17 protein-coding genes are annotated in these 24,259 nt (G+C 73.9%); 15 read left to right on the forward strand and 2 right to left on the reverse strand.

Going from position 1 to position 24,259, the window contains the following annotated elements:
- Positions 1-58 precede the first annotated feature (58 nt).
- From ACWD6P_RS10060 to ACWD6P_RS10075, 4 genes are read left to right on the forward strand one after another with little or no spacing between them, the layout of a single operon-like run.
- Positions 59-499 (forward strand): CU044_2847 family protein, encoded by a 441-nt coding sequence (locus ACWD6P_RS10060; protein WP_451443558.1) that lies wholly within the window; start codon positions 59-61, stop codon positions 497-499.
- Positions 496-2,682 (forward strand): VMAP-C domain-containing protein, encoded by a 2,187-nt coding sequence (locus tag ACWD6P_RS10065; protein ID WP_451443559.1) that lies wholly within the window; start codon positions 496-498, stop codon positions 2,680-2,682. Before ACWD6P_RS10060 ends, ACWD6P_RS10065 begins: the two co-directional genes overlap by 4 nt.
- A gap of 43 nt (positions 2,683-2,725) precedes the next feature.
- A complete protein-coding gene (locus ACWD6P_RS10070; protein ID WP_451443560.1) occupies positions 2,726-3,739 on the forward strand; it encodes an AAA family ATPase in 1,014 nt (337 codons plus the stop codon).
- Complete coding sequence (locus ACWD6P_RS10075; RefSeq protein WP_451443561.1) at positions 3,736-8,235, forward strand: SAV_2336 N-terminal domain-related protein; 4,500 nt, start codon at positions 3,736-3,738, stop codon at positions 8,233-8,235. Before ACWD6P_RS10070 ends, ACWD6P_RS10075 begins: the two co-directional genes overlap by 4 nt.
- Before the next feature lie 55 nt (positions 8,236-8,290).
- Here the strand turns inward: ACWD6P_RS10075 and ACWD6P_RS10080 are convergent, their stop codons facing one another.
- Positions 8,291-9,139 (reverse strand): alpha/beta fold hydrolase, encoded by an 849-nt coding sequence (locus tag ACWD6P_RS10080; protein WP_451443562.1) that lies wholly within the window; start codon positions 9,137-9,139, stop codon positions 8,291-8,293.
- Positions 9,140-9,275: 136 nt separating this feature from the next.
- Between ACWD6P_RS10080 and ACWD6P_RS10085 the strand changes: the two genes are divergently transcribed.
- Positions 9,276-10,445, forward strand: a complete 1,170-nt coding sequence (locus ACWD6P_RS10085; protein WP_451443592.1) for a cysteine desulfurase family protein — start codon at positions 9,276-9,278, stop codon at positions 10,443-10,445.
- Between the two features lie 15 nt (positions 10,446-10,460).
- Here ACWD6P_RS10085 and ACWD6P_RS10090 read toward each other — a convergent pair whose 3' ends face one another.
- On the reverse strand, positions 10,461-11,195 hold the full coding sequence (locus ACWD6P_RS10090; RefSeq protein WP_451443563.1) for an N-acetylmuramoyl-L-alanine amidase: 735 nt from the start codon (positions 11,193-11,195) through the stop codon (positions 10,461-10,463).
- A 45-nt stretch (positions 11,196-11,240) separates the two neighbouring features.
- Between ACWD6P_RS10090 and mnmA the strand changes: the two genes are divergently transcribed.
- The 10 genes from mnmA (at position 11,241) to ACWD6P_RS10140 (ending at position 24,201) form a co-directional block, all read left to right on the forward strand.
- On the forward strand, positions 11,241-12,380 hold the full coding sequence (mnmA, locus tag ACWD6P_RS10095; RefSeq protein WP_451443564.1) for a tRNA 2-thiouridine(34) synthase MnmA: 1,140 nt from the start codon (positions 11,241-11,243) through the stop codon (positions 12,378-12,380).
- Positions 12,381-12,588: 208 nt separating this feature from the next.
- Complete coding sequence (locus tag ACWD6P_RS10100) at positions 12,589-13,311, forward strand: VC0807 family protein (RefSeq protein ID WP_451443565.1); 723 nt, start codon at positions 12,589-12,591, stop codon at positions 13,309-13,311.
- A 407-nt stretch (positions 13,312-13,718) separates the two neighbouring features.
- The gene (gene gdhA, locus ACWD6P_RS10105; protein WP_451443566.1) at positions 13,719-15,095 is read left to right on the forward strand and encodes an NADP-specific glutamate dehydrogenase; all 1,377 of its coding nucleotides are present in this window, start codon (positions 13,719-13,721) and stop codon (positions 15,093-15,095) included.
- Between the two features lie 97 nt (positions 15,096-15,192).
- The gene (locus ACWD6P_RS10110) at positions 15,193-15,735 is read left to right on the forward strand and encodes an LOG family protein (protein WP_451443567.1); all 543 of its coding nucleotides are present in this window, start codon (positions 15,193-15,195) and stop codon (positions 15,733-15,735) included.
- Between the two features lie 89 nt (positions 15,736-15,824).
- The gene (locus ACWD6P_RS10115; RefSeq protein ID WP_451443568.1) at positions 15,825-16,514 is read left to right on the forward strand and encodes an SDR family oxidoreductase; all 690 of its coding nucleotides are present in this window, start codon (positions 15,825-15,827) and stop codon (positions 16,512-16,514) included.
- A 134-nt stretch (positions 16,515-16,648) separates the two neighbouring features.
- Positions 16,649-17,038, forward strand: coding sequence for a MarR family winged helix-turn-helix transcriptional regulator (locus ACWD6P_RS10120; RefSeq protein ID WP_451443593.1), 390 nt, complete (start codon positions 16,649-16,651; stop codon positions 17,036-17,038).
- Between the two features lie 123 nt (positions 17,039-17,161).
- The gene (locus ACWD6P_RS10125; RefSeq protein ID WP_451443569.1) at positions 17,162-18,583 is read left to right on the forward strand and encodes an MFS transporter; all 1,422 of its coding nucleotides are present in this window, start codon (positions 17,162-17,164) and stop codon (positions 18,581-18,583) included.
- A 91-nt stretch (positions 18,584-18,674) separates the two neighbouring features.
- Entirely contained in the window at positions 18,675-19,688 is a 1,014-nt protein-coding gene (locus ACWD6P_RS10130; RefSeq protein WP_451443570.1) for a methionine synthase, read from the forward strand.
- A 31-nt stretch (positions 19,689-19,719) separates the two neighbouring features.
- A complete protein-coding gene (ligA, locus tag ACWD6P_RS10135; RefSeq protein ID WP_451443571.1) occupies positions 19,720-21,936 on the forward strand; it encodes an NAD-dependent DNA ligase LigA in 2,217 nt (738 codons plus the stop codon).
- Positions 21,937-22,092: 156 nt separating this feature from the next.
- A complete protein-coding gene (locus ACWD6P_RS10140; protein ID WP_451443572.1) occupies positions 22,093-24,201 on the forward strand; it encodes a putative bifunctional diguanylate cyclase/phosphodiesterase in 2,109 nt (702 codons plus the stop codon).
- Positions 24,202-24,259 lie beyond the last annotated feature (58 nt).

Genomic DNA, 24,259 nt, shown 5'->3' on the forward strand with positions numbered 1-24,259 from the left:
CGGAGAGTGACGCAAAAGTGCGCGCGTGGGCCCTGTGCCCCATGTCAGACTGATCGACATGGGGGACGTGGCACTGAAGATGGACGACGGGACCGTCGTATGGCTGCGGGCCGAAGAGCCGGCTGCCGGCGCCCCGTCGGGCGAGGGCCGCTCCGCGCACACCGCCGAGGACGGCGCTGACGGCGGACTGGAGCTTCCCGACGCGTTCGGCTCCGCCCAGCCGGTCAGCGTGGACGGCCGGATGGGCCGTGCGCTGACCCGTGGCGGACAGGTCCTGGAGGAGGCCCTGCGTCCGCTCGGCGGCGTCCTCGGCCAGATCCACCGCTCGATCTCCAGCGGTGCGCACCGCCCGGACGAGGTCACCGTGGAGTTCGGCGTCACCCTCGGATCCGATCTGCGCCTGGGCGTGTTCTCCGGCAACGGCGAGGCGAGCTTCAAGGTCTCCGCCACCTGGAACCTCACCCAGGACACGGGGGAACCGGGCGGGGCGGCACCGTGATCGCGGGCGCAGGTCCGGACCTCCCGCTCCAGCTGTCCTTCGCCTCCGTACGGGACGGCGAGCGGGCCGTCGGCGCGGGCGTACTGGTCGCCGAGCGGCTCGTCCTGACCTGTGCCCATGTCGTCAACAGCGCACTGGGCAGGGACCGTTTCACCCAGCACACCCCCGGACCGGGCGACACGGTCACCCTCCGGCTCCCGCATGTCGCCGCGGCCACCGACCTCTCGGCCCGGGTGGTGCGGGAGATGTGGGTGCCCCCGCGGGCCAGGGCCTTCGGCAACGACCCCGTCCGGCCCGGCCAGCTGCCCTACCACGGCGATCTCGCCGTACTGGAGCTGACGGACGCCCCGCCGCCGGGAGCCGAGCCGGCGCCGTTCCTGCAGCACAACTACGCGGGCGAGACCATCGCGTTATGGGCCAGCGGCAATCCGCTGCCCACGGTCCGCGCGGTGCCCCGGGTCTCGGCGCCGCCCTGGATCGCGCTGGACGTGCTCGGCGGCGCCGAGGTCACCGAGGGCTTCAGCGGCGGGCCGCTGTGGGACCGCGAGCGGCAGGCCGTCGTCGGCCTGGTCGCCGCCGTGCACCGCGCCCCCGGCACACCGGCCCCCGGCACACCGCCGGCGACGATGTACGCCATCAGCGTCCCCGCCATCGAGGCCGAACTCCCCGCGCTCCCGCCCTCGGCGGTGCCCACCGCCCGCCGCGGCGTACAGCAGCTGCTCACCGCCCTGGAGCGGGTGCTGAAAGGCCGCGAGGCGGTCCTGGCCTGCGAACAGCGGCTCGCCGCCCGGCTCGGCAGACCCTCGGCGGGCCAGGCGGCCGACCTCGAACGGCTCGTCGGCCTCGCGGTCGGCGTCCGCCGCGGCATCCCCGAACTCCTCGACCTGGTCAGGGACTACGAACCATCCGCGCCGGCCGGCCCGTACGACCCGCATGCCCGAACCGGCCCCTACGGCGCCCGCGAGGACTGGGAACGGCTGCGCCGCGCCGCCCACACGGTCCGCCCCGGCGAGTACCTGACCACCCATCAGCGCCGTGACCTGTCCGGCCTGCTGGCGCACTGCACGCGTACGGACCCCCGCGCCCTGCTCGAACGCGTACTGCCGCACGCCCCCGAACTCCCCGCCGTCGCGGGCCTCGCCGACGCCATGGACGCACTGGAGGGCTTCAGCTCCACGACCGGCGCGCCGGTGCCGCCGCTGCTGCAAGGGGTGGTGCGGATCAGCGTCGAGGAGCGCGCCGCCGGAGAGGTGTACCCGGCCGAGGACCTGGACGCCTGGGTCGAGCGGGTGGCCGCCCGGTCGGGGGTGGACGAGGCCGCGATCAGCCAGTTCCGTGCCGACGTCGAGGCCGCCTCGGCGCCGCCGCGCGGCCTTGCCGCCGCCCCGCCGGCCCCCGGCGCGCGCCCGTGCGCCGTCGCCCCGCGCGTCCAGGTGGAGCTGCTGCCCACCCCCACAGGGCGCCGCTTCACATATCAGATCTGGACCTTCGCCGACGGCCAGGCGCACCGCCTCGCGCTGGTCCGGGACGCGGAGGCGGGCAGCGAGCAGGTGGTCGACGACATCCGCCGGGTGCTGCGCACCGAGGTGCGGGAGGACCCGGAGACCGCCCTGGTGGAGTACTTCCTGCCGCCCGCCTGGCTCGGACTCGACGTCGACTCCTGGGAGTCGCCCGACAGCGACGAGGACGGGCCGTTCGCACCGGGCATCACCCGCCGGGTGGTGGTGCGCACCACCGAGCGCTCCCGGGAGAGCTACGCCGGCTGGAAACAGCGCACCGCGGCCCTGCCGCACGCCAAGCGCCTGGTCCTCGACCACCGGCACACCGACCGCAAGGTCGCCCGCGCCCAGCTGGAGGTGCACCGCGACGCCGGCACGGTGATCGTGTGCTGCGAACCGCACCACCACGGCACGCTGCTGCGCCAGTGCGTCCAGGCCGGTGTGCACACCGTGCTGTGGCACCGCGCCGAACACGGCGCACACATCGCCCAGGACCTGCTGGCCCTGGTGGAGGGCGCCGACCACACCGAGGTCCCCGAAGTGGTGCGCCTGGAGCGGGCCAAGGCCATGGCCGAGCCCGAGAGCGTCACCCACCACGGCCGCCGGCTGTCCCTGCTGTACGACGCGCCGGACCACCGGCCCCCGCAACTCGCCCCCGACGCCTGGGTGTTGACACAGCCATGAACGCCCGTGTGCGGACGCACGCCATGAACGAGGAGAACGCGCGGTGACCGGACAGAGCGCAGCAGGCGCCCCCGACGGCCTGGAGCCGGAGCCGGAGGACTGGTGGGTCTTCCGCGGCCCCTCCGAACTGCCCGCCCCGCCGCCCTGGCGTCGCTTTCCGGCCACCCGCGGCACGGCGGCCCCCGCGCCCTACCTCCTGGAGCGCAACGAGATCTCCGTCGTCAACGCCGCCCTGCATCTGCACCGCCCGCTGCTGGTCACCGGCCGCCCCGGCGCCGGCAAGAGCTCACTGGCCCGCGCCGTCGCCGACGAGCTGGGCCTCGGTGACGTACTGCGCTGGTCGGTCAACAGCCGCTCCACGCTCCAGGACGCCCTCTACCGCTACGACGCCGTGGGCCGGCTGCGCGAGGCCTCGCTGCGCCGCGAGCGCGAGGCGCCCCGCGGCTCCGGCCGCCGCCCCAGGGCCCGGCGCGCCGCGGCGGCCGGCGACATCGGCCAGTACCTGCGCCTGGGCCCGCTGGGCAGCGCGCTGGCCGCCGACCGCCCCCGGGTACTGCTCGTCGACGAGCTCGACAAGGCCGATATCGACCTGCCCAACGACCTGCTGGTCGTCCTGGAGGAGGGCGAGTTCGAGATCCCGGAGCTGGCCCGGCTGCCCGAGCACCAGCAGGAGGTCCAGGTCCTGCTGAGCGGAAGCCGCGAGCGGGTCACGGTCCGGCGCGGCGTGGTGCGCTGCACCCACTTCCCGATCGTCATCATGACCAGCAACGGCGAACGGGACTTCCCGCCCGCGTTCATGCGCCGCTGCGTACGGCTGGACCTCCCGGAGCCGACCGGCGACCGGCTGCGGAAGATCATCGAGCACAACCTCGGGGAGCGGGCCCTCGCCGCGGCCGAGGACCTCATCGAGGTCTTCCACCAGCGCGCCAAGACCCAGACCCTGGCCACCGACCAGCTGCTGGCCGCCGTCCATCTGCGCATCAGCGGCGCCGACCTCACCAGGGAAGAGCTCCTCGCCGCCGTTCTGCACCGCCTCGACGAGCCCATGTCGCCATGATCGACCGACTCAGACAGGCGATGTCCGCCGCCGGATTCGACCTGGGAGCCACCGAACTCCTCGATGTGCTGTGGCTGGCGCGGGCGATGGAGGGGGGCGCGGAGGCATCCCGCAAGACGGAGGAGCCGGGCGGGCGGGGGACACCGGGGGAGGAGGAGTGCGCCGCGCCCGGGCCCCTGGGCGCGGACGGCTCCGCGCCCGCCGTCCCCGCCGATCACGCGGAGGCCGCCGGGACCGCCGCGCACCCGGAGTCCGCGGACCCCACCGGCCCGCACGATTCCACCGGCCCGCACGCCTCCGCCCACCAGACCGGCCCCGGCGACCTCGCCGAGCAGGCCGACCCCGTCGACCGCCATGAGCCCGCCGGGCCCCCGGCCCCCGCAGGGCCGCCCCGCCGCGCGCTGTACGCCATGGGGAGCCAGGGCGGCGCCCCGGGGGCGGACCGCGCGCGCCCCGCGCGGGTCCCCGGGCAGCGCGCACTGTCCGACGCCCAGCAGCTGGGCCGTGCGCTGCGCCCGCTGCGCCGCTCCCGCGACCACCCGCACCGCACCGTCACCGACATCGAGGCCACCGTCCGCCTCGCCGCCGAGACCGGCTTCCTCGATGTCGTCGCCCGCCCGGAGCAGGAACGGCGCTGGTCGGCCGTGCTGCTGGTGGACTGCTCGCCGTCCATGCAGGTGTGGGGCTCGCTCGCCGCCGAACTCCGCGCACTGCTCACCCGGAGTACGGCCTTCCGCTCCGTCCAGGTCCACCCCGTCGACCCCGGCGACCCCGGCGGCCCCCTGCTGGGCCGGCAGGCCGCGGGCGCGGCGGTGACCTTCCTCCTCACCGACGGGACGAACCCCGGATGGCGCGGCCCGCGGGCCGTCCGCGCCCTGTCCGCATGGAGCCGCGGCGGCCCGGTGGCCGTCCTCAACCCGCTGCCCCGCCGGCTGTGGCGCGGCACGGCCCTGGACGCCCGGTCCCGACTCCTCGCCGCGCCCGGCGAGTTCGACCCCGTCGGGCGGCTGACCGTCTGCGATCCGCTCAGCGGCGAGCCCGACCCGGAGGCGCACGGCCGGCTCGCGCTGCCCGTCCTGCACCCGACCGCCTCCGCGCTGGAGCAGTGGGCCGGGCTCCTCACCCGCCCCGGAGTGCCGCATCTGCTCGAAACGGCGCTGCTGGACGAGGCGGCGCCGGCCGGCGCGCCGCCCGAACCGCACGGCACCGCCGAGGAGCTGCTGGCCCACTTCCGCGGCGCGTTCTCGCCCCAGGCCTACCGCCTCGCCGTCCGCCTCTCCGCGGTCCGTCCGCTGACCACCCCGCTGATGCAGCTGGTCCGCGCCGCCACGATGCGCGACGCCGGGCCCACACACGTCGCGGAGATCCTGCTCGGCGGCCTGCTGGAGCGCACCGACCAGCTACGCGACACGGCCGCCGCCAGGACCCTGGACCGCGCCCTGGGCGCACCGCCGGCGGGCCGACCGCCCCAGCCCGTCTACGACTTCCGCCCCGGCGTACGGGAGCTGCTGTTCAGCGGGCTCGGCACCGAACAGGCCGTGGAGGTCGTCGAGGCGGTCGGCCGTTCCCTGGAGCCCTATCTGGGACGGCTGCCGGACTTCCCGGTCCTGATGGGCGACGAGGAGGGCGAGCTGCGGCTGCAGGCGTCGGCCCGGGCGTTCGCCGTACTCGCCAGTCCGGTGCTGGAACGGATGGGCGGCGTGGTGCCGGAGCAGCCGGCGGCCGGCACCGGCGGGCCGCGGCCCCGGCCGGCGCCCGAGCCGCCGGCGTCGCCGCTGCGCTTCACGGTGCTCGGCCCGGTGCGTGCCTGGCGGGAGGAGACGGAGGTCTCCCTGGACAGCCGGGGGGCGCGGGCGCTGCTGGCCTGTCTGCTGCTCCGGCCCGGCCACACGGCCACGGCGGACGAACTGATCGCCGACATCTGGGGCGTTGCGCCGCCGCTGGCGGCCCGCGGGCTGCTGGACGACCACGCCACCCGGCTGGGCCGGGCGCTCGCCTGGGACCTGGTGGCCGGTGACGCGGACGACGGCTACGGGCTGCGCCGCCCCGACGGCGGTGCGCCCGACTTCGCCCTCGACCTACACCTGGCCGAGCGGCTGGTGGCGCACGCCCGCAACGCCGCAGACCCGGCCGAGGCGCGCCAACTGGGCGACGCCGCCCTGGCGTTGTGGGACGGGGAGCCGCTCTCCGGCCTCCCGGAGGAGATCGCCGAGGCGCCCCGCGAGCGCCTGGCACGCTGGCGCGCCGACCTCCTGGCCGGCCGCTACCGGCCCCTGGCCGAGGACGGCTCCGCGGCCCTGCCGCCCGTCCCCGAGCACTTCTTCGGCCGTACGCGGGAGATCGCCGAGCTGGCGGCGGCGCTGCGGGACACCGGCGCCGAGAAGCCCTGCTGGGCCGTGCACGGGCCGCCCGGGGCGGGGAAGACGGCGCTGGCGCTGCGGGTCGCGCACGAGGTCGCCGGGGACTTCCCCGACGGGCTGCTCTTCGTCGACATGCGGGAGGCCGGCCCCGAGCGGTGGGCGCACTGCCGCGCGGTGCTGGGCCGGCGGCGGGTTCTGCTGGTCCTGGACGGCGTCTGCGACGACGAGGAGGAGCTCGCCGGCCTGCTGGGGGAACCGGGCAGCTGGGCCGGCGCCGTACTGCTCACCGGCCGGAGCCGCCCGCAACTCGACGGGCTCACCGGCGACCTCGCGCTGACCAGGCTGCCGGCGACCGAGGCGCACGCCGCGCTGCCCGAGCACCTGCTGCTGCGGTGGCTCGACGCCCAGCTCGACCCGGACGCCATGCGCGCCTTCTGCCTCCTGGCCGTTCCCGAGAGCGCCGCGCTGTCGCTCCCGGCCGTCTCCGCGCTGCTGGCCACGACACCGAAGCGGGCCCGTACGCATCTGTATGCGCTGCAGACGATCGGCGCGGTGGAGCGGACGGCCCGCGGCCACTACCGCCACCTGGGCGGACTGCGGGCCTTCGCCGAGGGCATCGCCGATCGCGAACTGCCCCGGGACCGGCGCGACAAGGCGCTCTCCCGGCTGCTGGAGCTGTATCTGGCCATGGGCCGCCGGCTGCACGAGTCCCGGTATCCGGGCGAGCGGTGGCTGAGCCGCCTCGGCCGCGTCTCCTCCCCGTCCCTGCCCGAGCCGAAGGATGCCGCCGAGGAGCTGGCCGCCTGGGCCGACGAGGTGCCCCACCTCCTCGCGCTCGTCCGCCAGGCGGCGCTCCGCGCCCCGGCCCTCCTGCGGCCCGCCGCCGACCTGCTCCTGCTGGCCCAGGCGACGGCGGACTGCGGGGCGGGCTCCGCCGCGTTCGAGACGGCCGCGCGCACCGTGGCCGAGCGGGCGGCCGCGAAGGGCGACGGCCAGGCGGAGGGCCGGGCGCGGGTCGCGCTCGCCGAGGCCTACCTCGCCCTGGGCAAGATCACCGAGGCCGAGCCCGCGGCGCGGCGCGCGGACCAGCTGGCGGACCGCTCCGGCGATGCCCTGACCCGCGCCCGTGCCCCGTACCTCCGCGGTGTCATCGCCCTCCACCAGGGGCGGCACGACGAAGCGGGGCGGTATCTCACCACGGCCTGTGTGCACTGCCGCGACCGCAAGGACGAGGCGGGCGAGGCCGTCGCGCTCGCCGCCCTGGCGCGGCTGTGGGCGGCGGTCGGCAACAGCGGGGACGCCCTCCTGTTCGCCGAGCGCAGCGTGGACATCCACCGCCGCGACGGCGGCCGCTCCCCGCGCCTGGCACACGGCCTGTACGCGCTGTCCGAGGCGCTGTCGTCGGCCGGCCGGCACACCGAGGCGCTCCGCACGCTGTTCGAGGCGCTGCCGCTCTTCGAGGACGACGGGCAGCGTCTGTGGGCGGGCCGCGTCCGCTGCCGGATGGCCCAGGAGATGGTCGCGCTGATCCGGCCCAACGAGGCGGCGTCCGCAGGTCAGGACGCGGCGAAGCGGCTGCTGGTGCCCGGCGGCGAGCGGTGGCGCGCCGACGCGCTGACCGCGCTGGGGCACGCCGAGACCGCGCTTGGCCGCAAGCAGGGCGGCCAGGCGCACTGGCGCGACGCGCTCGGCGTCTACGAGGCGTTCGGCGCCCCGGAGGCCGAGGGCGTGCGGGCGCTGCTACGGGACACGCCGGCCCCCTCGGCCGGCGGTCCGCGCAGACCGCGGGCGTCGCGCACCGCGGACACCGCGACCACCGGCACGGTCCTGCGCGACCTGACGGCGGCCGTCGGCCTGCTGCGCGACCGGCTCAGGACGAAGACCGCGCCCAGCGAGCCGGCCCTGGCCACCCTCGCCGCCCTGGAGGCCGAACTCGCCGCCCACACCGCCGACTTCGCCCGCACGGGCCGCCCCCCGTGCACCGGATTCACGCCCTTGTGCGCTTCCCTGGAGGCGGTGACCTCCCGCGAGGCCCTGCCCAAGCCGCCCCCCGACCGCGACACCCTCGACGCGGCCGCCACGGTCCACGACCTCACCAATCGGCTCATGGAACTGGCCCGGCGCCTTACGCCTTAGGGCGCGCCCGGCATCCCCTACGGAATCCGTTCGCCCACCCCTAGCTAGGGCCCCGCTACGGTCGCAGAAACCCCGCCACGGCCGCGGCGAGTTCCGCGGGCGCGTCCTCCGGGACGAGATGCCCCGCGCCCTCGATGACGCGCAGCTGCGCGCCGGGAATACGGGAGGCCAGCTCATGCCCCTTCGCCACCGGGATCCAGGTGTCCTGCGCGCCCCACCAGATCAGCGTCGGCAGCTCGATCTCGCCGTAACGCCCCTGGATCTCGTCGGTGAAGCGCTGGTCGTTCTGCTGGATCTGCCGGTAGAACGCCGGCTGCCCCTCGTCCGTGCACCAGGGCTCGGCCAGCCGGTCGAGGACGGCCGGATGCAGGCCCGGATGGCTCGCGGAGGAGAGGTACTCGCGGACCAGCGCCCGGTGGAGCGCGGCCGGCAGCTGCCCGAAGACGTCGGGGTGGCCGCCCAGCAGCCGGTACGTGGGCGAGCCCCAGGGGGCCAGCGCCACCGGGTCGACCAGCGCCAGCCGTTCGTACCGCGCGCCGTGCAGCAGATGCGCCCGCAGCGCGACACAACCGCCGAAGTCATGCGCGACGACGGCCGGCCGGGACCGTTCGCCGGCCAGCTCCCAGTGCGCCAGCAGCTCCCCGAACACACGCGCCTGCGCGCCGAGCGAGACGTCCTGCCCGGCCCGCTTCCCGGAGGCGCCGTAGCCCGGCATGTCCCAGACGAACACCCGGTGCCGCGCGGCGAGGGCGCGGGCGAGGCCCCGCCAGATGTACGACGAGAACGGCGTCCCGTGCAGCAGGACGACGGGCGGCGCCGCGGCGTCGCCCGCACCGAGGACGGCCCAGCGCACGTCGTCGCCCGCCGAGGTGCGGAAGGTGCGGTCCAGAAGCCACTCTGTCATGAGTGTCAGGCTAGTGACTCCTTACAGGGGCTGTCGAGCCTTCCGGACGGTCGAAGCGCCCCGGCGTACGGCGCTCCCGCGCGCTGCGCATGCGCCCCCGGGGCCCGCCGCGCCAGCTCGTAGAATCGTGCGCACCATGGTTTACCTCGACCACGCCGCCACCACCCCGATGCTCCCGGAGGCGGTGCAGGCGATGACCGCCCAGCTGACCGTCACCGGCAATGCGTCCTCGCTGCACGCCGACGGCCGGCGGGCCCGGCGCACCGTCGAGGAGGCGCGGGAATCCCTCGCCGACTCGCTCGGCGCGCGCCCCAGCGAGATCGTCTTCACGTCGGGCGGCACCGAGGCCGACAACCTCGCGGTCAAGGGCCTGTACTGGTCGCGCAGGGCGGCCGACCCGGCCCGCACCCGTGTGCTCGCCAGCCCCGTGGAGCACCACGCCGTCCTGGACGCCGTGGAGTGGCTCGCCGAGCAGGAGGGCGCCCGGGTCGAGTGGCTGCCGGTCGACACCTACGGGCGGGTGCACGCCGACGCGCTGCGCGAGGCCATCGCCCGCAACCCCGCCGATGTCGCGCTGGCCACCGTCATGTGGGCCAACAACGAGATCGGCACCATCCAGCCGGTCCGTGAACTCGCCGAGGCGGCCAGGGAGTTCGGGGTCCCGCTGCACGCCGACGCGGTGCAGGCGTTCGGCCAGCTGGAGGTCGACTTCGCCGCCTCCGGGCTCGCCGCGATGACGGTATCCGGCCACAAGATCGGCGGCCCGTACGGCGTCGGCGCCCTGCTGCTGGGCCGTGAGTACGCCCCGGTGCCGGTGCTGCACGGCGGCGGCCAGGAGCGGCAGGTGCGCTCCGGCACCCTCGACACCCCCGCCATCGCCGCCTTCGCCGCCGCCGGCCGGTACGCCGCCGCGCACCGCGAGGACTTCGCCCGCGACATCGGCGCACTCCGCGACGACCTGATCAAGGCCGTCCGCGCCGCCGCCCCGGACGCCGTCCTCGGCGGCGACCCGGACCCCGCCGGCCGCCTCCCGGCCAACGCCCACTTCTCCTTCCCCGGGTGCGAGGGCGACTCCCTGCTCCTCCTCCTGGACGCCCAGGGCATCGCCTGCTCCACGGGCTCGGCCTGCACCGCCGGTGTGGCCCAGCCCAGCCATGTCCTGCTGGCGACGGGCATGTCACCGGACCTCGCCCGGGGCACCCTGCGCTTCTCGCTGGGGCACACCTCGACCGCGGAGGACGTGGCGGCCCTGGCCCAGGCGATCGGCCCGGTGGTGGAGCGGGCGCGCAGCGCGGGCCTGAGCTAGGGCCTCTCCGATGGGTCAGCCGGGCGTGCTCGCCGGGCGGGGCGGGCGTTCCGGCTTGCGCAGTTCCGCGCGGACCAGCTCCAGATAGCGGCTCCAGTCCCAGTGCGGCCCCGGGTCGGTGTGGTCCGTCCCCGGCACCTCCACATGCCCCACGATGTGCTCCCGGTCGGCGGGGAACCCGTACCGGCGGCAGATCCCCGCGGTCAGCCGGGCCGACGACGCGTACATGGCGGCCGTGAACGACTCCGGGCGGTCCACGAACCCCTCGTGCTCGATCCCGATGCTCCGCTCGTTGTAGCCCCGGTTCCCCGCGTGGAACGCCACGTCCAGCTCGCGCACCGCCTGGGCGACCTGCCCGTCCTTGCGGACGACGTAGTGGGCGGCGGCCTCGTGCAGCGGGTTGCGGAACACCTTCAGCGCGGTCGCGAAGCTGCCCTGCACGACGTGGATGACCACCCGGTCGACGTCGTAGTCCGAGGGCCGGTCGGCCAGCCGGTAGTTCCACGAGGACGCCGCCACCCACCGCGCGCCCCGGTAGTCGACCTCGCCCGGCTTGCGCGGTGTGTCGTTCCACGGCAGCTGCCACCACCAGTGCCGCAGCTCGTCGCGCGCGGCCAGCGCCACGGCCCCGGCGGCCACCGTCCCGCCGCCCGCGAGCCACAGCGCCCGCCGCCGTGTGACGCCGGACGCGCCGCCTGCGCCGTCGCCCTCGCCACCCGTCTGTCCAGCCGTTCTCCCCATGCGCTGCATAACGCTTTCCGCGCTGTCGGCGGTTCCGTCTACTCTGGACGGGCTATGACTGATGACGCCCCCCGCCGCCTCCGCGTACTCGCCGCCATGTCCGGCGGCGTCGACTCCGCCGTCGCCGCGGCCCGCGCCGCCGAGGCCGGCCATGATGTGACCGGCGTGCATCTCGCGCTCTCCGAGAACCCGAAGTCGTTCCGTACGGGCGCCCGCGGCTGCTGCACGATCGAGGACTCGCACGACGCCCGCCGCGCCGCCGACGTCATCGGCATCCCCTTCTACGTCTGGGACCTCGCCGAGCGGTTCCGCGCGGACGTCGTCGACGACTTCATCGCCGAGTACGAGGCCGGGCGCACCCCGAACCCGTGCCTGCGCTGCAACGAGAAGATCAAGTTCGCCGCCCTCCTGGACAAGGCCCTCGCCCTCGGCTTCGACGCGGTGTGCACCGGCCATTACGCGACGGTGGTGGTGAACGAGGACGGCAGCCGCGAGCTGCACCGCGCCTCCGACATGGCCAAGGACCAGTCCTATGTGCTCGGCGTCCTCGACGACCGCCAGCTGGCGCACGCCATGTTCCCGCTCGGCGACACCCTCACGACCAAGGCCGAGATCCGCGAAGAGGCCGCCCGCCGCGGCCTGTTCGTCGCCAAGAAGCCGGACAGCCACGACATCTGCTTCATCGCCGACGGCGACACCCAGGGCTTCCTCGCCAAGCGGCTCGGCGCGGCCCAGGGCGACATCGTCGACGAGGACGGCAACCGCGTCGGCACCCACGAGGGCGCCTACGGCTTCACGATCGGCCAGCGCAAGGGCCTGCGCATCGGCCGCCCCGCCCCCGACGGCAAGCCGCGCTATGTCCTGGACATCTCCCCGGTGGACAACACCGTCACCGTCGGCCCCGCCGAGTCCCTCGACGTCACGGCCCTCACGGCCATCCGCCCCCGCTGGTGCGGCCGCCCCCCGGCTGCCGGCCCCGCCGCGTACACCGCGCAGCTGCGCGCCCACGGCGGCGAGACCGAGGTCACCGCAGAGCTGACCGACGGCGGCGAACTCCAGGTCGCCTTCACCGAGCCGGTCCGCGGTGTGGCCCCCGGCCAGGCGATCGTCCTCTACGACGGCACACGGGTGGTCGGCTCGGCGACGATCGCCACCACGGAGCGCCGGGCGCGGGCAGCGACCTCCGGAGCCTGACGGGCGCCGGGGGCGCCGGCCGGCGTTCCGCCTTGTCCCACGTCGTCCCACGTCGTCCCGCGTCACGGCGGCGGTGACCACTGACAAATGTCATGCCGAACGCAGGACAGACGGAACTGCCGCCGGCTCGGGCCGTGCACGAAGCTGAAGGTGCCGCGAGATCAGCGGCACCAGCAGCAGTGCACAGTCCAACGTGGGGGAGTACGCCGTGAGTCGGAACCAGTCAGTCGCCGAGGGCAAGCCGGGCAATCCGCTCGTCCAGAGCTTTGCGCCGCTGATCGTGGACGCGGGGATTCCGGTGGCCTCGTTCTACCTCCTCAGCGATGTGTTCGGGCTGAGCACGGTGGCCGCGTTGGGCTGGAGCAGCGTGGTGCCCGCGCTGCGTACGGCGTGGGGCGTCATCGCCGGCCGCGGGGTCAACGGCCTCGCCCTGCTGATCCTGATCGTCAACGTCGTCGGGCTGGCGATGAGCGCGGTGGCCGGTGACGCGCGGCTGATGCTGGCCAAGGACAGCGCCGTGAGCAGCACCGTCGGCCTCGCGGTCCTGCTCTCCGTGCGGACGAAGCGGCCGCTGATGACCGCGGGGCTCAAGCCGTGGGTCACCAAGGGGAGCGCGGCCGGGAACGCCGCCTGGGAGCGGCTGATGGCCGGCTCGGAGCGCTTCCGGCGGGCCGAGCGGAGGTTCTCGGCGATATGGGGCAGCCTGCTGCTGACGGAGTGCGTGCTGAAGGTCGTCGGCGCATACACCCTGCCGGTGCACACCATGGTCTGGCTGGGCACGGTGCTGACCGTGGTGGCCATCCTCCTGGCCACCGTCGTCGCCGGGGGCAGCTGCGCCGACCCGATGGAGAAGATGGTCAAGGCCGAGATCGAGCGCAACGCCGCGCCAACTCACGCAGAACCGGAGGCAGTTGCCGCAGCGGCCCGGTAGTCCGGCAGTCGGGTGGCTTCGCGGAACCGCTGGCCCAGGGCCCCGCGCGCGACATGGCGTACGGCGCCGGCGCGCCGGCCCCCGCTGTGAGGTGCCGCACACGGCGCGCCGGAGGGTGCGCCTCCAGGTGGCGGTGGTGATGCGCTGACCTGCGCTCATGCCGCGGGGGAGGGGGCGGCCGGGACGGTGGCGGAGCTGGCGGATCGGCATACCGGAGCGAGGTGTCGCCCATCCCACAGCCGCCCGGTGGGGTCGGCGCATAGTGTCGGCGGAGCGATGGACGTCAGAGACAGCTGAGCCGGGGACCGGTGACGCCGAGGGCTCGCGGGGAGTTGAACGCCGTGCGAGGGGGCGTCTCGGTCCGCACTGCGGGCGGCCTTTCCTCGGCCACGAAGGGAACGGAAGTCATGTCGACTGCTCAATCCGAGGTCAAGACGGGCGTTCGCGGGGGTGGGCCGGCGGCCCTCTACGCCGAGCTGGTCCGGCGCAATCCCGGGGAGCCCGAGTTCCACCAGGCGGCTCTGGAGGTGCTGGAGACGCTGGCCCCGGTGCTGGCCGCCCGTCCCGAGTTCGCCGAGGCGAAGATCCTGGAGCGGATCTGCGAGCCCGAGCGGCAGATCATGTTCCGGGTTCCCTGGCAGGACGACTCCGGGGCGATTCACGTCAACCGCGGCTTCCGGGTGGAGTTCAACAGCGCGCTCGGCCCGTACAAGGGCGGGCTGCGCTTCCACGCCTCCGTGAATCTGGGGATCGTGAAGTTCCTCGGCTTCGAGCAGATCTTCAAGAACTCCCTGACCGGGCTGAACATCGGGGGCGGCAAGGGCGGCAGCGACTTCGATCCGCACGGCCGGTCGGACGCCGAAGTGATGCGCTTCTGCCAGTCGTTCATGACGGAGCTGCACCGCCATCTCGGCGAGCACACCGACGTACCGGCGGGCGACATCGGTGTCGGCGGCCGCGAGATCGGCTATCTCTTCGGCCAGTACCGGCGGATCACCAACCGCTGGGAGGCCGGGGTGCTCACCGGCAAGGGACTGGCCTGGGGCGGCTCCAAGGCCCGTACACAGGCCACGGGTTACGGCAATGTGCTCTTCACGCAGGAGATGCTCCAGCAGCGCGGGGAGGAGCTGGACGGGCAGCAGGTCGTGGTCTCCGGGTCCGGCAATGTCGCGATCTACAGCATCGAGAAGGCTCAGGCGCTCGGCGCCAACGTGCTGACCTGCTCGGACTCCGGCGGCTATGTCGTCGACGAGAAGGGCATCGACCTCGCGCTGCTGCGGCAGATCAAGGAGGTCGAGCGGGGCCGGGTCAGCGCGTACGCCGAGCGGCGCGGGGTGTCGGCCAGCTACGTTCCCGGTGGCCGGGTGTGGGATGTCGCGTGCGATGTGGCGCTGCCGTCGGCGACCCAGAACGAGCTGGACGCGGACGCCGCCCGGGTGCTGGTCCGCAACGGCGTCAAGGCAGTCTCCGAGGGCGCGAACATGCCGACCACGCCGGAAGCGGTCACGCTCCTGAAGGAGGCCGGTGTGGCCTTCGGCCCCGGCAAGGCCGCCAACGCGGGCGGGGTCGCCACCAGCGCGCTGGAGATGCGGCAGAACGCCTCGCGCGAGGCCTGGTCCTTCGACCGTACGGAGGGCGAACTGGCGGCGATCATGCGCGGTATCCACCGCACCTGCTACGAGACCGCCGAACGCTTCGGCCTGCCGGGCGACTATGTCGCGGGCGCCAACATCGCCGGCTTCGAGCGGGTGGCGGACGCGATGCTGGACCAGGGGCTGATCTGACGGGGCGGGGGCCGGGGGCCGGGCCGGGGTCGCGACCTTCCCCGGTCCTTCCCCGGTCCATCCCCGGGCCCGGGTCCCGGCTCGTAGGGTGAGGCGCATGAACATCTGTGTCTTCTGCTCCGCCGCCGACCTCGACGACCGCTATGTCATCCCCGCCCGCCAGTTCGCCGAGCTGATCGGCAAGGGCAGCCATGCGCTGGTCTGGGGCGGCTCGGACACCGGGCTGATGAAGGTCATGGCCGACGGGGTGCAGGACGCCGGCGGGAAGCTGATCGGCGTCTCCGTGGAGTTCCTCGCGCACAAGGCGCGCGCGAACGCGGACGAGATGGTCGTCACCAAGGATCTCGCCGAACGCAAGGCGCAGATGCTGGCGCGCGCCGACGCCATCGTGATCATGGTCGGCGGTACGGGCACGCTGGACGAGGCCACCGAGATCCTGGAGCTGCGCAAGCACGGGATGCACACCAAGCCGGTGGTGCTGCTGAACACCGCTGGTTTCTACGACGGGTTGCGGCAGCAGTTCCAGCGAATGGAGTCCGAGGGGTTCCTGCCGATTCCCCTGTCCGACCTGGTCTTCTTCGCGGCGGACGGCGTGGGCGCGCTGGCCTACCTGGAGGAGCGGGCGGGCATCCAGGGCTGAGCGGCCCATCCCGCCCGGCAGGCCGCGACGGCGGCGTCCGCCGCCCCGTGTCCCCGTCCCCGGCCCGGCCGCTCGTTAGGATCGGCAGCATGGGTACGCACTTGATCACGGGCGCAGGGTCGGGCATCGGAGCGGCGGTCGCGCGGCGGCTCGCCGAGCGCGGGGAGGACCTGTGGCTGCTGGCGCGCAACGCGGTCCGCGCGAAGGAGCTGGCCGCGCAGTTCCCCGGCGCCCGCACGCTCGTGGGTGACCTCGGCAACCCCGAGAAGCTGTCCTGGGCCTTCGGGCAGCAGCCGCTGCCGGACCGTCTCGACTCCCTTCAGCACATCGCGGGCGTCATCGAGCTGGGCGCGGTCGGCGATCTGCCGGCCAAGGCCTGGCAGCGGCAGCTCGCCGCCAACCTCGTCGCGCCCGCCGAGCTCACCCGGCTGCTGCTGCCGCTGGTACGGGTCGCCCAGGGGCATGTCGTCTTCGTCAACTCGGGTGCTGGCCTGAACGCGCACGCCAACTGGAGCGCGTACGCCGCGAGCAAGCACGGCCTGAAGGCGCTGGCAGACTCGCTGCGGGCGGAGGAGCACGGCAACGGTGTCCGGGTGACCTCGGTCTACCCGGGACGGACGGCCACGCCGATGCAGGAGAGCACCCACCAGCAGGAGGGCAAGGAGTACGACCCGTCCCGCTGGATCGACCCGGAGTCGGTCGCCACGGCGATCATCACCGCCATCGATCTGCCGCGGGACGCGGAGATCAACGACGTGTCGGTGCGCCCGGGGCGCTGACCGCCGCAGACGGCCCGTGCGCCGGGACGGCGGGCCCGCCACGGCCACCGCTGCTCCGCGCCGCGGCGACGTACGCTGCATGAGTGACCACTGAAGCGAAGTCGACCGCGGCGGCGGGGTGCGGGTTCCGGGAGATCCGGGGGCTCGTCACGGAGCTGGGCCGCCGCCTGGACGCCCATCAGCGCAGCCGGATCGCCGAGCTGGATCTGACGCCGACGCAGGCCAAGGCGCTGGAGGAGCTCGGCGAGCCGAAGACCGCGCGGGAGCTGGCCGGGGTGCTGTGCTGCGAACCGCCGAACGTCACCTATGTCATCTCCAAGCTGGAGAAGCAGGGCATGGTCGTACGGCAGCCGCATCCGCTGGACGGCCGGGCCAAGCAGCTCGTACTGACCGAGGCGGGGCGGGAGTTGCGGCTCGACCTGCTGCGGAGGATGGGCACCGCGTCGCCGCTGGACCATCTCTCGCACGAGGAGCGGGCCGCGCTGCGCGACGACCTGCTCAAGGCGCTGGGGCGGGACGGCTGAACGGCTGTACGCGGCGGGACGGCTGAGCCACCTTGCGCGGGCTCGTCCGGGGTTCCGTATGCATTCAGTAAAGTTATAGCTGTAATCATTGCCCCCGAGATAGCTACAGCTTTAACTAAATGCATGATCAATCAGAAGGCGGCGCCGCGCGGCACGGCGCATGGGGAGCAGCCCGCACCGACCCCCGGCCGGCCCCGGCGGCGGCCCGTCGGCGGGCTCCAACTCCTCGTCCTGGCGCTCGGGTTCGTGATGGCCAGCCTGGACACCGGCATCATGAACGTCGCCTCGAACGACCTGCGGGCCAGGCTGGGGCTGAGCATGTCCGGCCTCACCTGGGTCGTCGACGGCTATGTCCTGGCCTTCGCATCGCTGCTGCTGCTCGCCGGCTCGCTGGCGAAGCGGTTCGGTGCCCGCCGGATCTACCTCATCGGGCTCGCCGTGTTCACCGCCGCCTCCCTCCTGGGCGCCGTCGCGCCGAACGGCGCCGTCCTGGTGGCGGCCCGCTTCGTACAGGGCGCGGGCGCGGCCCTGTTCATGCCGAGCTCGCTGTCGCTGCTGATGCACGCCTTCCCGGAGCCGGCGCGCCGGGCGAAGATCCTCGGCCTCTGGTCGGCGATCGTCTCCACGTCCGTCGGACTCGCCCCGACCGTCGGCGGCCTGCTGGTGGGAACCCTCGGCTGGCGCTCGATCTTCCTGGTCAACCTCCCCATCGGCATCGTGGGGCTGCTGCTCACCCGGCGGGTCGTCGCGGCGGTCCCGGCCCGCGCCTCGGCGCTCGGCGGCAGCGGCCACGTCCTGGGCCTGCTCGCCCTCGGATCACTCAGTTTCGCGCTCATCGAGGGGCCCGACCTCGGCTGGTCCGCGCCCCTCGTCCTGGCGGCGTTCGCGGTGGCGGCGCTCGCGGCGGCCGGATTCGTGGTCCGCGAACGGGCCGCCCGTACCCCGGTCCTGCCGGTCTCGCTCTTCGCGGACAGCAGCTTCTCCGCGGCCAACCTGGTCGGCTTCCTCTTCAACTTCGCCTTCTACGGGGCGCTGTTCGTCCTCGGGCTCTTCCTCCAGACGGCGCGCGGCGCGAGTCCGGTGACCGCGGGGCTGCAGATGCTGCCGGCCGTTCTGGTCGTCCCGTTCGGCAACATGCTCTACGCCCGGATCGCCCCGCGCATCGGCAACCGGACCGCACTCACCGCCTCCCTGGCGCTCTCCGCCGCGGGCTATGTCCTGCTCTTCCTGCTCCTCGGGCCCGGCCTGCCGTACTGGGCGATCGCGCTGATCCTGGCCGTCGCCAACATCGGCAGCGGGGTCAGCTCCCCGGCGATGACCGGTGTCCTGATGGCGGCCGCGGGCCGTGAGCACGCCGATATCGGCAGCGCGACTCTCAACGCCAACCGGCAGATCGGCTCCCTGGTCGGCATCGCCGGGATGGGCGCGGTGCTGACGGGGGCGGGCGGCGGCTACCTGGGCGCGACCTACGCCTTCGCGCTGACGGCGGGCGCACTGGCACTCGCGGCGGTGGCCGGCCGGCTGGGCATCCGGCACCGCGGCTGACGGTACGGGCCGCCCCCGTGCCCCGGCGCACCCCCCTCGGCCGCACACCCTTGCCGGGCGCGTCCGCCCCGCCGCCGCATACCCTTCCTGGGTGAGCGAGAACAGCACGCAGAAGTGGGCCGCGGGTGCGGCGACCGGGATCGGGTCGATGCCGGGCGGCGACGCGCGGGAGGCGGCGAAGACGGTCACGGGGTCGCTGGAGGCCTTCCCGTACCTGCCGGAGCTCCCGGCGCGCGGGCCCGGCGCCGACATGATCGGGCGGACCCTCGGGCTGCTCGTCGAGGTCTACGGCCATGTGGAGCCCAGCGGCTGGCGGATCAGCGACCGGCCCGGCCGTGACACCCGGCGCGCGCACTCCTGGCTGGGGGAGGACCTCGATGCCCTGGAGGAGTTCACCCAGGGGTACGAGGGCCCGCTGAAGGTCTCGGCGGTCGGGCCCTGGACGCTGGCCGCCGCCCTGGAGCTGCGCGGCGGCGAGGCGGCCCTCGGCGACCCCGGGGCCTGCCGGGACCTCGCGGCCTCGCTGGCCGAGGGGCTGCGCGGCCATCTCGCGGACGTACGGCGGCGGGTGCCGGGCGCGCGGGTCGTGCTGCAGCTCGACGAGCCGTCGCTGACGGCCGTGCTCCAGGGGCGGGTGCGGACCGCGAGCGGCTACCGCACCCACCGGGCCGTGGACCGGGCGGTCGTGGAGGACGCGCTGCGCGGCCTTGTCGCGGTCGCGGACGGCGGCCCCGTGGTCGTCCACTCCTGCGCGCCCGAGGTGCCGTTCGGACTGCTGCGGCGGGCCGGCGTCACGGGCATCTCGTTCGATTTCACCCTGCTCACCGAGCGTGAGGAGGAGGCGATCGGAGAGGCCGTCGAGGGCGGTACGACGCTGTTCGCGGGCGTGGTGCCGGGCGTGGACGGCCGATTGTCAGACCCTGCCGGTAGCGTCATGGGTGTCAGGACGCTGTGGCGCAGGCTGGGGCTGGCACCGGGGATTCTCGGCGAGTCCGTGGTCATCACTCCGTCATGCGGACTCGCGGGCGCTTCGCCCGCATATGCCCGCTCTGTGCTTGCCCACTGCGTCCGGGCGGCGAGATCACTCGCAGACAACCCTGAGTGACCGCACTCAAGGACCACGGGAGGACAAGACAGTGGCTGGCGAACAGCACGCAGCGGAGTCCAAGGTGCCCGCAGCGGCGCGGGAGAAGCACGCGCAGCTCGCTGAGCAGATCGAGGAGCATCGCTTCCGGTACTACGTGAAGGACGCCCCGGTCATCAGTGACGCGGAGTTCGACACGCTGCTGCGCTCCCTGGAGGCCCTGGAGAACGAGCACCCGGAGCTGCGCACCCCGGATTCCCCGACCCAGAAGGTCGCCGGCGCGTACGCCACGGAGTTCACCGAGGTCGAGCACCGCGAGCGGATGCTCTCCCTCGACAACGCCTTCGACGACGAGGAGTTGGCGGCCTGGGCCGAGCGCCTCGCCGGTGAGCTGGGCGGCGACCCCAAGAGCGCCGGATACCACTTCCTGTGCGAGCTGAAGGTCGACGGTCTCGCCGTCAACCTCACCTACGAGCAGGGCCGGCTGACCCGCGCCGCCACCCGCGGCGACGGCCGTACGGGCGAGGACATCACCCCCAACGTCCGCACGATCGCCGAGATCCCGCACCGCCTCAAGGGCGACCGGATCCCCGATCTGGTCGAGGTGCGCGGCGAGGTCTACTTCCCGATGGAGAAGTTCCTCGAACTCAACGAGCGGCTGGTGGCCGACGGCAAGCCCCCGTTCGCCAACCCCCGTAACGCCGCGGCCGGTTCGCTGCGCCAGAAGGACCCCAAGGTCACGGCCAGCCGGCCGCTGCACATGGTCGTCCACGGCCTCGGTGCCCGCGAGGGCCTGGAGATCGACGGCCTGTCGGAGGCGTACGGCCTGCTCAAGGAGTGGGGCCTGCCGACCGCCACCCACAACAGGGTCGTCGACTCGCTGGCGCAGGTGCGCGAGTTCATCGCCCATTACGGCGACCCCGAGACCCGCCGTACGGCCGTCGAGCACGAGATCGACGGAGTGGTCGTCAAGCTCGACGAGATCCGGCTCCAGGGCCGGCTGGGCTCCACGTCCCGGGCGCCGCGCTGGGCGATCGCCTGGAAGTACCCGCCGGAGGAGGTCAACACCAAGCTGGTCGACATCCGCGTCGGCGTCGGCCGTACGGGCCGGGTCACGCCGTACGCCGTGGTCGAGCCGGTGACGGTGGCCGGTTCCGAGGTGGAGTTCGCGACCCTGCACAACCAGGACGTGGTCAAGGCCAAGGGCGTGCTCATCGGGGACACCGTCGTGATCCGCAAGGCCGGCGATGTCATTCCGGAGATCCTGGGGCCGGTCGTCGACCTGCGGGACGGCAGCGAGCGGGAGTTCGTGATGCCGGCCGAGTGCCCCGAGTGCGCGGCGGCGCTGCAGCCCGCCAAGGAAGGCGACATCGACCTGCGGTGCCCCAACGCCCGTTCCTGCCCCGCGCAGATCCGCGAGCGGCTGTTCTATCTGGCCGGCCGCAAGTGCCTGGACATCGAGAACTTCGGCTATGTCGCGGCCACGGCGCTCAGCCAGCCGCTGGAGCCCGCGGAGGCACCGCTGAAGGACGAGGGGGACCTTTTCGGCCTCTCCATCGAGCAGTTGCTGCCCATCAAGTCCCATGTCCTCGACCCCGACTCCGGTCTGCCCAAGCACGATCCGAAGACCGGCGAGGAGAAGGTCGTCACGTTCTTCGCCAACCAGAAGGGCGAGCCGAAGAAGAACGCCCTGGCCATGCTGGAGAACATCCAGGCCGCCAAGCAGCGCCCGCTGGCCCGGATCCTCACCGGCCTGTCGATCCGGCATGTGGGTCCGGTGGCGGCCGAGGCGCTGGCGCGGGAGTTCCGCTCCATCGACCGCATCCGGGACGCGGACGAGGCCGAACTGGCCGCCGTGGACGGCGTCGGGCCCACCATCGCCGCCTCGTTGAAGCAGTGGTTCGCCGTGGACTGGCACCAGCAGATCATCGAGAAGTGGCGGGCAGCCGGGGTCCGGATGGAGGAGGAGCAGACGGGTGAGGAGGGCCCGCGCCCGCTGGAAGGCGTCACCGTCGTCGTAACGGGCACACTTCAGTCACACACGAGAGATGGCGCGAAAGAGGCCCTCCAGAACCTCGGAGCGAAGGTGACCGGTTCGGTTTCGAAGAAGACCGGATTTGTAGTGGTGGGCGACAACCCCGGTTCGAAGTACGACAAGGCCATGCAATTGAAGGTCCCGGTGCTGGACGATGATGGCTTCGCGGTGCTGCTGGAACAGGGTCCCGATGCGGCACGAGCGGTAGCCGTCACTCCGCCTGAGGGGGAGTGAGGTGTCACCCCATCGGCGCATACCAGATGGATCCCGAGCGCCGGGTCGCATTCGGGCAACCGTCGCCGATCGCTGCCCGCGGCGGCCTTCCGCGGCCTAACCTTGAGGGGTGCGCCTGCCGTGGCGCGGGCTCAGCCGGCTGTGAGAGGGATCGGAATGAAACCGACCGACAGCGCCGCTCCGGCGTCGCGGCTCCGGCGGCTCGTCGTGCCCGCGCTGCCCGCGACCATCGTCACCGTGGCGAGCCTCACGCTCGCCACCGGCGTGATCTGGACTCTCGGCGAAGGTGACGCACTGTTCCCCGGCGGCTCGGTGGGCTGGTCGCTGGCGATCCTCACCGGAGTCATCGTCGGCCACCTGGTCGCGCTCGGCCGGGACCGCTGGTGGGGAGGCACGGGCTCGGGCGCCGCGCTCGCCCTCGCCGTACTGCTGCTGTACGGCTGGGTGCCGGCCACCCTCGTCAGCCTCTCGGTCGTCCTCCTGGTCGGCGCCGCCCGCCGGCACCGATGGCGACAGGCCGTGGTGCACGGCGCCGTGGACATCCTCGGCATCGGCGCCGCGGCCCTCGGCCTCGCCGCGTTCGGCGTGGTCTCCAGCGTCCGCCAGCCCTGGAGCCCCAAGGCCTGGGACCTGTCCGTCCTGCCCGCAGTCCTGGTGACCGCCGCCGGCTATCTGCTCGTCAGCCGCGCCCTGCTGTGGATCAGCCTCGCCCCCCGCAGCGGCGCGCTGCCGGCGATCCCCCGAACGGCCGTCGTACGCCAGGCACTCGTCGGCATCGCGCTGCTGGGCATCTCCCCGCTGATCGCCGTCTGCGCCATCCACGCACCCCTGCTGCTGCCGCTGTTCGCGGTCCCGCTGATCGCGCTGGACTCCACGCTCTGGATAGCCCGCGCCCGCGCCGAGGAGCAGCTGCGCGATCCGCTCACGGGGCTGCCCAACCGCCAGTGGCTGCTGGAGCGCACCTGGACCGCGCTGGACGAGGCCGAGCGCGTCGGCGTCCGCTCCGCCCTGGTCCTCATCGACCTGGACCGCTTCCGGTCCGTCAACGACACCCTCGGCCACCTCGCCGGCGACCGCCTGCTGCTGCAGATCGCCGACCGGCTGCGGCACGCCCTGCCGCGCGGCGCCGAGGCGGCCCGGCTCGGCGGCGACGAGTTCGCCGTCCTGCTGCCCAGCACGGACTCCCTCACCAGCTCCCAGCGGGTCGCCCGCAACCTCGTCGCCGCGCTCGGGTCCCCGCTGGACCTCGACGGACTGACCCTCGTGCTCGAAGCCAGCGCGGGGGTCGCCGTCTTCCCCGACCACGCCCTGGACGCCGAAGGGCTGCTGCGCCGCGCCGATGTGGCGATGTACCAGGCCAAGCGGGACCGCAGCGGTGTCGAGCTCTACGAAGCCAAACGGGACGGCAACACCCCCGACCGGCTCGGCCTGCTGGGCGATCTGCGCCGTGCCCTGGACGCCGGCGACGTGGAGCTGCACTACCAGCCCAAGGTGGGCTTCGACGGGCATGTCGCCGGGCTGGAGGCGCTGGTCCGCTGGGTCCACCCGGACCGCGGCCGGGTCCCACCGGACGAGTTCATCGCCATCGCCGAGTCCTCCGGGCTGATGCCCCGGCTGACGGAGTACGTCCTGGAGACCGCGCTCGCCCAGGTGGCGCGCTGGCGCGCGATGGGCCTGGAGGTGCCGGTCGCGGTCAACGTCTCGCCCCGCGACGTGCACTCGCCGGGCTTCGCCGGCGCGGTCGCCGCCCGGCTCGCCCGACATCGGGTCCCACCAGGCGCCCTCCAACTGGAGATAACCGAGCACGTCCTCCTGGAGGACCCGCAGCGGGCCGCCGACACCCTCGCCGGGCTCACCGCCCACGGCGTGAAGATGTCCCTCGACGACTTCGGCACCGGCTACTCCTCGCTGGTCCATCTGCGGCGCCTCCCGGTCAGCGAGCTGAAGATCGACCGCTCCTTCGTGGCCCGGCTCGCCGTCGACACGGAGGACGCCGAGATCGTCCGCTGCACCCTGGACCTCGCCCACTCCCTCGGCCTCCTGGTCGTCGCCGAGGGCGTCGAGGACGACGAGACCTGGGAGCGGCTGCGCGACCTCGGCTGCGACGCCGTACAGGGCTGGCTGGTGGCGGCGGCGATGCCACCGGACGAGACCACGGCCTGGCTGAGGGCCCGCGGTGAGCACGGCTGGCACCGCGAGTCGGAGACGGCCGCCCTGGCGGCGGAGAAGGCAGCAGAGCGCCCTTCGGGACAGGTCTTGAACTGACCCGGCCACCGGCCGTCCCGTGTCCCCGCTCCGAGAACGACGCGCACGACGAGAACGA

It is taken from the genome of Streptomyces sp. NPDC002446, assembly GCF_053595675.1.

Excerpts from the sequence above, each read along its gene's own strand:
- ACWD6P_RS10060 (WP_451443558.1), top strand. The coding sequence starts at position 59 with ATGGGGGACGTGGCACTGAAGATGGACGACGGGACCGTCGTATGGCTG.
- ACWD6P_RS10075 (WP_451443561.1), top strand. The coding sequence starts at position 3,736 with ATGATCGACCGACTCAGACAGGCGATGTCCGCCGCCGGATTCGACCTG.
- ACWD6P_RS10080 (WP_451443562.1), bottom strand. The coding sequence starts at position 9,139 with ATGACAGAGTGGCTTCTGGACCGCACCTTCCGCACCTCGGCGGGCGAC.
- ACWD6P_RS10085 (WP_451443592.1), top strand. The coding sequence starts at position 9,276 with ATGGTTTACCTCGACCACGCCGCCACCACCCCGATGCTCCCGGAGGCG.
- ACWD6P_RS10090 (WP_451443563.1), bottom strand. The coding sequence starts at position 11,195 with ATGCAGCGCATGGGGAGAACGGCTGGACAGACGGGTGGCGAGGGCGAC.
- mnmA (WP_451443564.1), top strand. The coding sequence starts at position 11,241 with ATGACTGATGACGCCCCCCGCCGCCTCCGCGTACTCGCCGCCATGTCC.
- gdhA (WP_451443566.1), top strand. The coding sequence starts at position 13,719 with ATGTCGACTGCTCAATCCGAGGTCAAGACGGGCGTTCGCGGGGGTGGG.
- ACWD6P_RS10110 (WP_451443567.1), top strand. The coding sequence starts at position 15,193 with ATGAACATCTGTGTCTTCTGCTCCGCCGCCGACCTCGACGACCGCTAT.
- ACWD6P_RS10115 (WP_451443568.1), top strand. The coding sequence starts at position 15,825 with ATGGGTACGCACTTGATCACGGGCGCAGGGTCGGGCATCGGAGCGGCG.
- ACWD6P_RS10125 (WP_451443569.1), top strand. The coding sequence starts at position 17,162 with ATGATCAATCAGAAGGCGGCGCCGCGCGGCACGGCGCATGGGGAGCAG.
- ACWD6P_RS10140 (WP_451443572.1), top strand. The coding sequence starts at position 22,093 with ATGAAACCGACCGACAGCGCCGCTCCGGCGTCGCGGCTCCGGCGGCTC.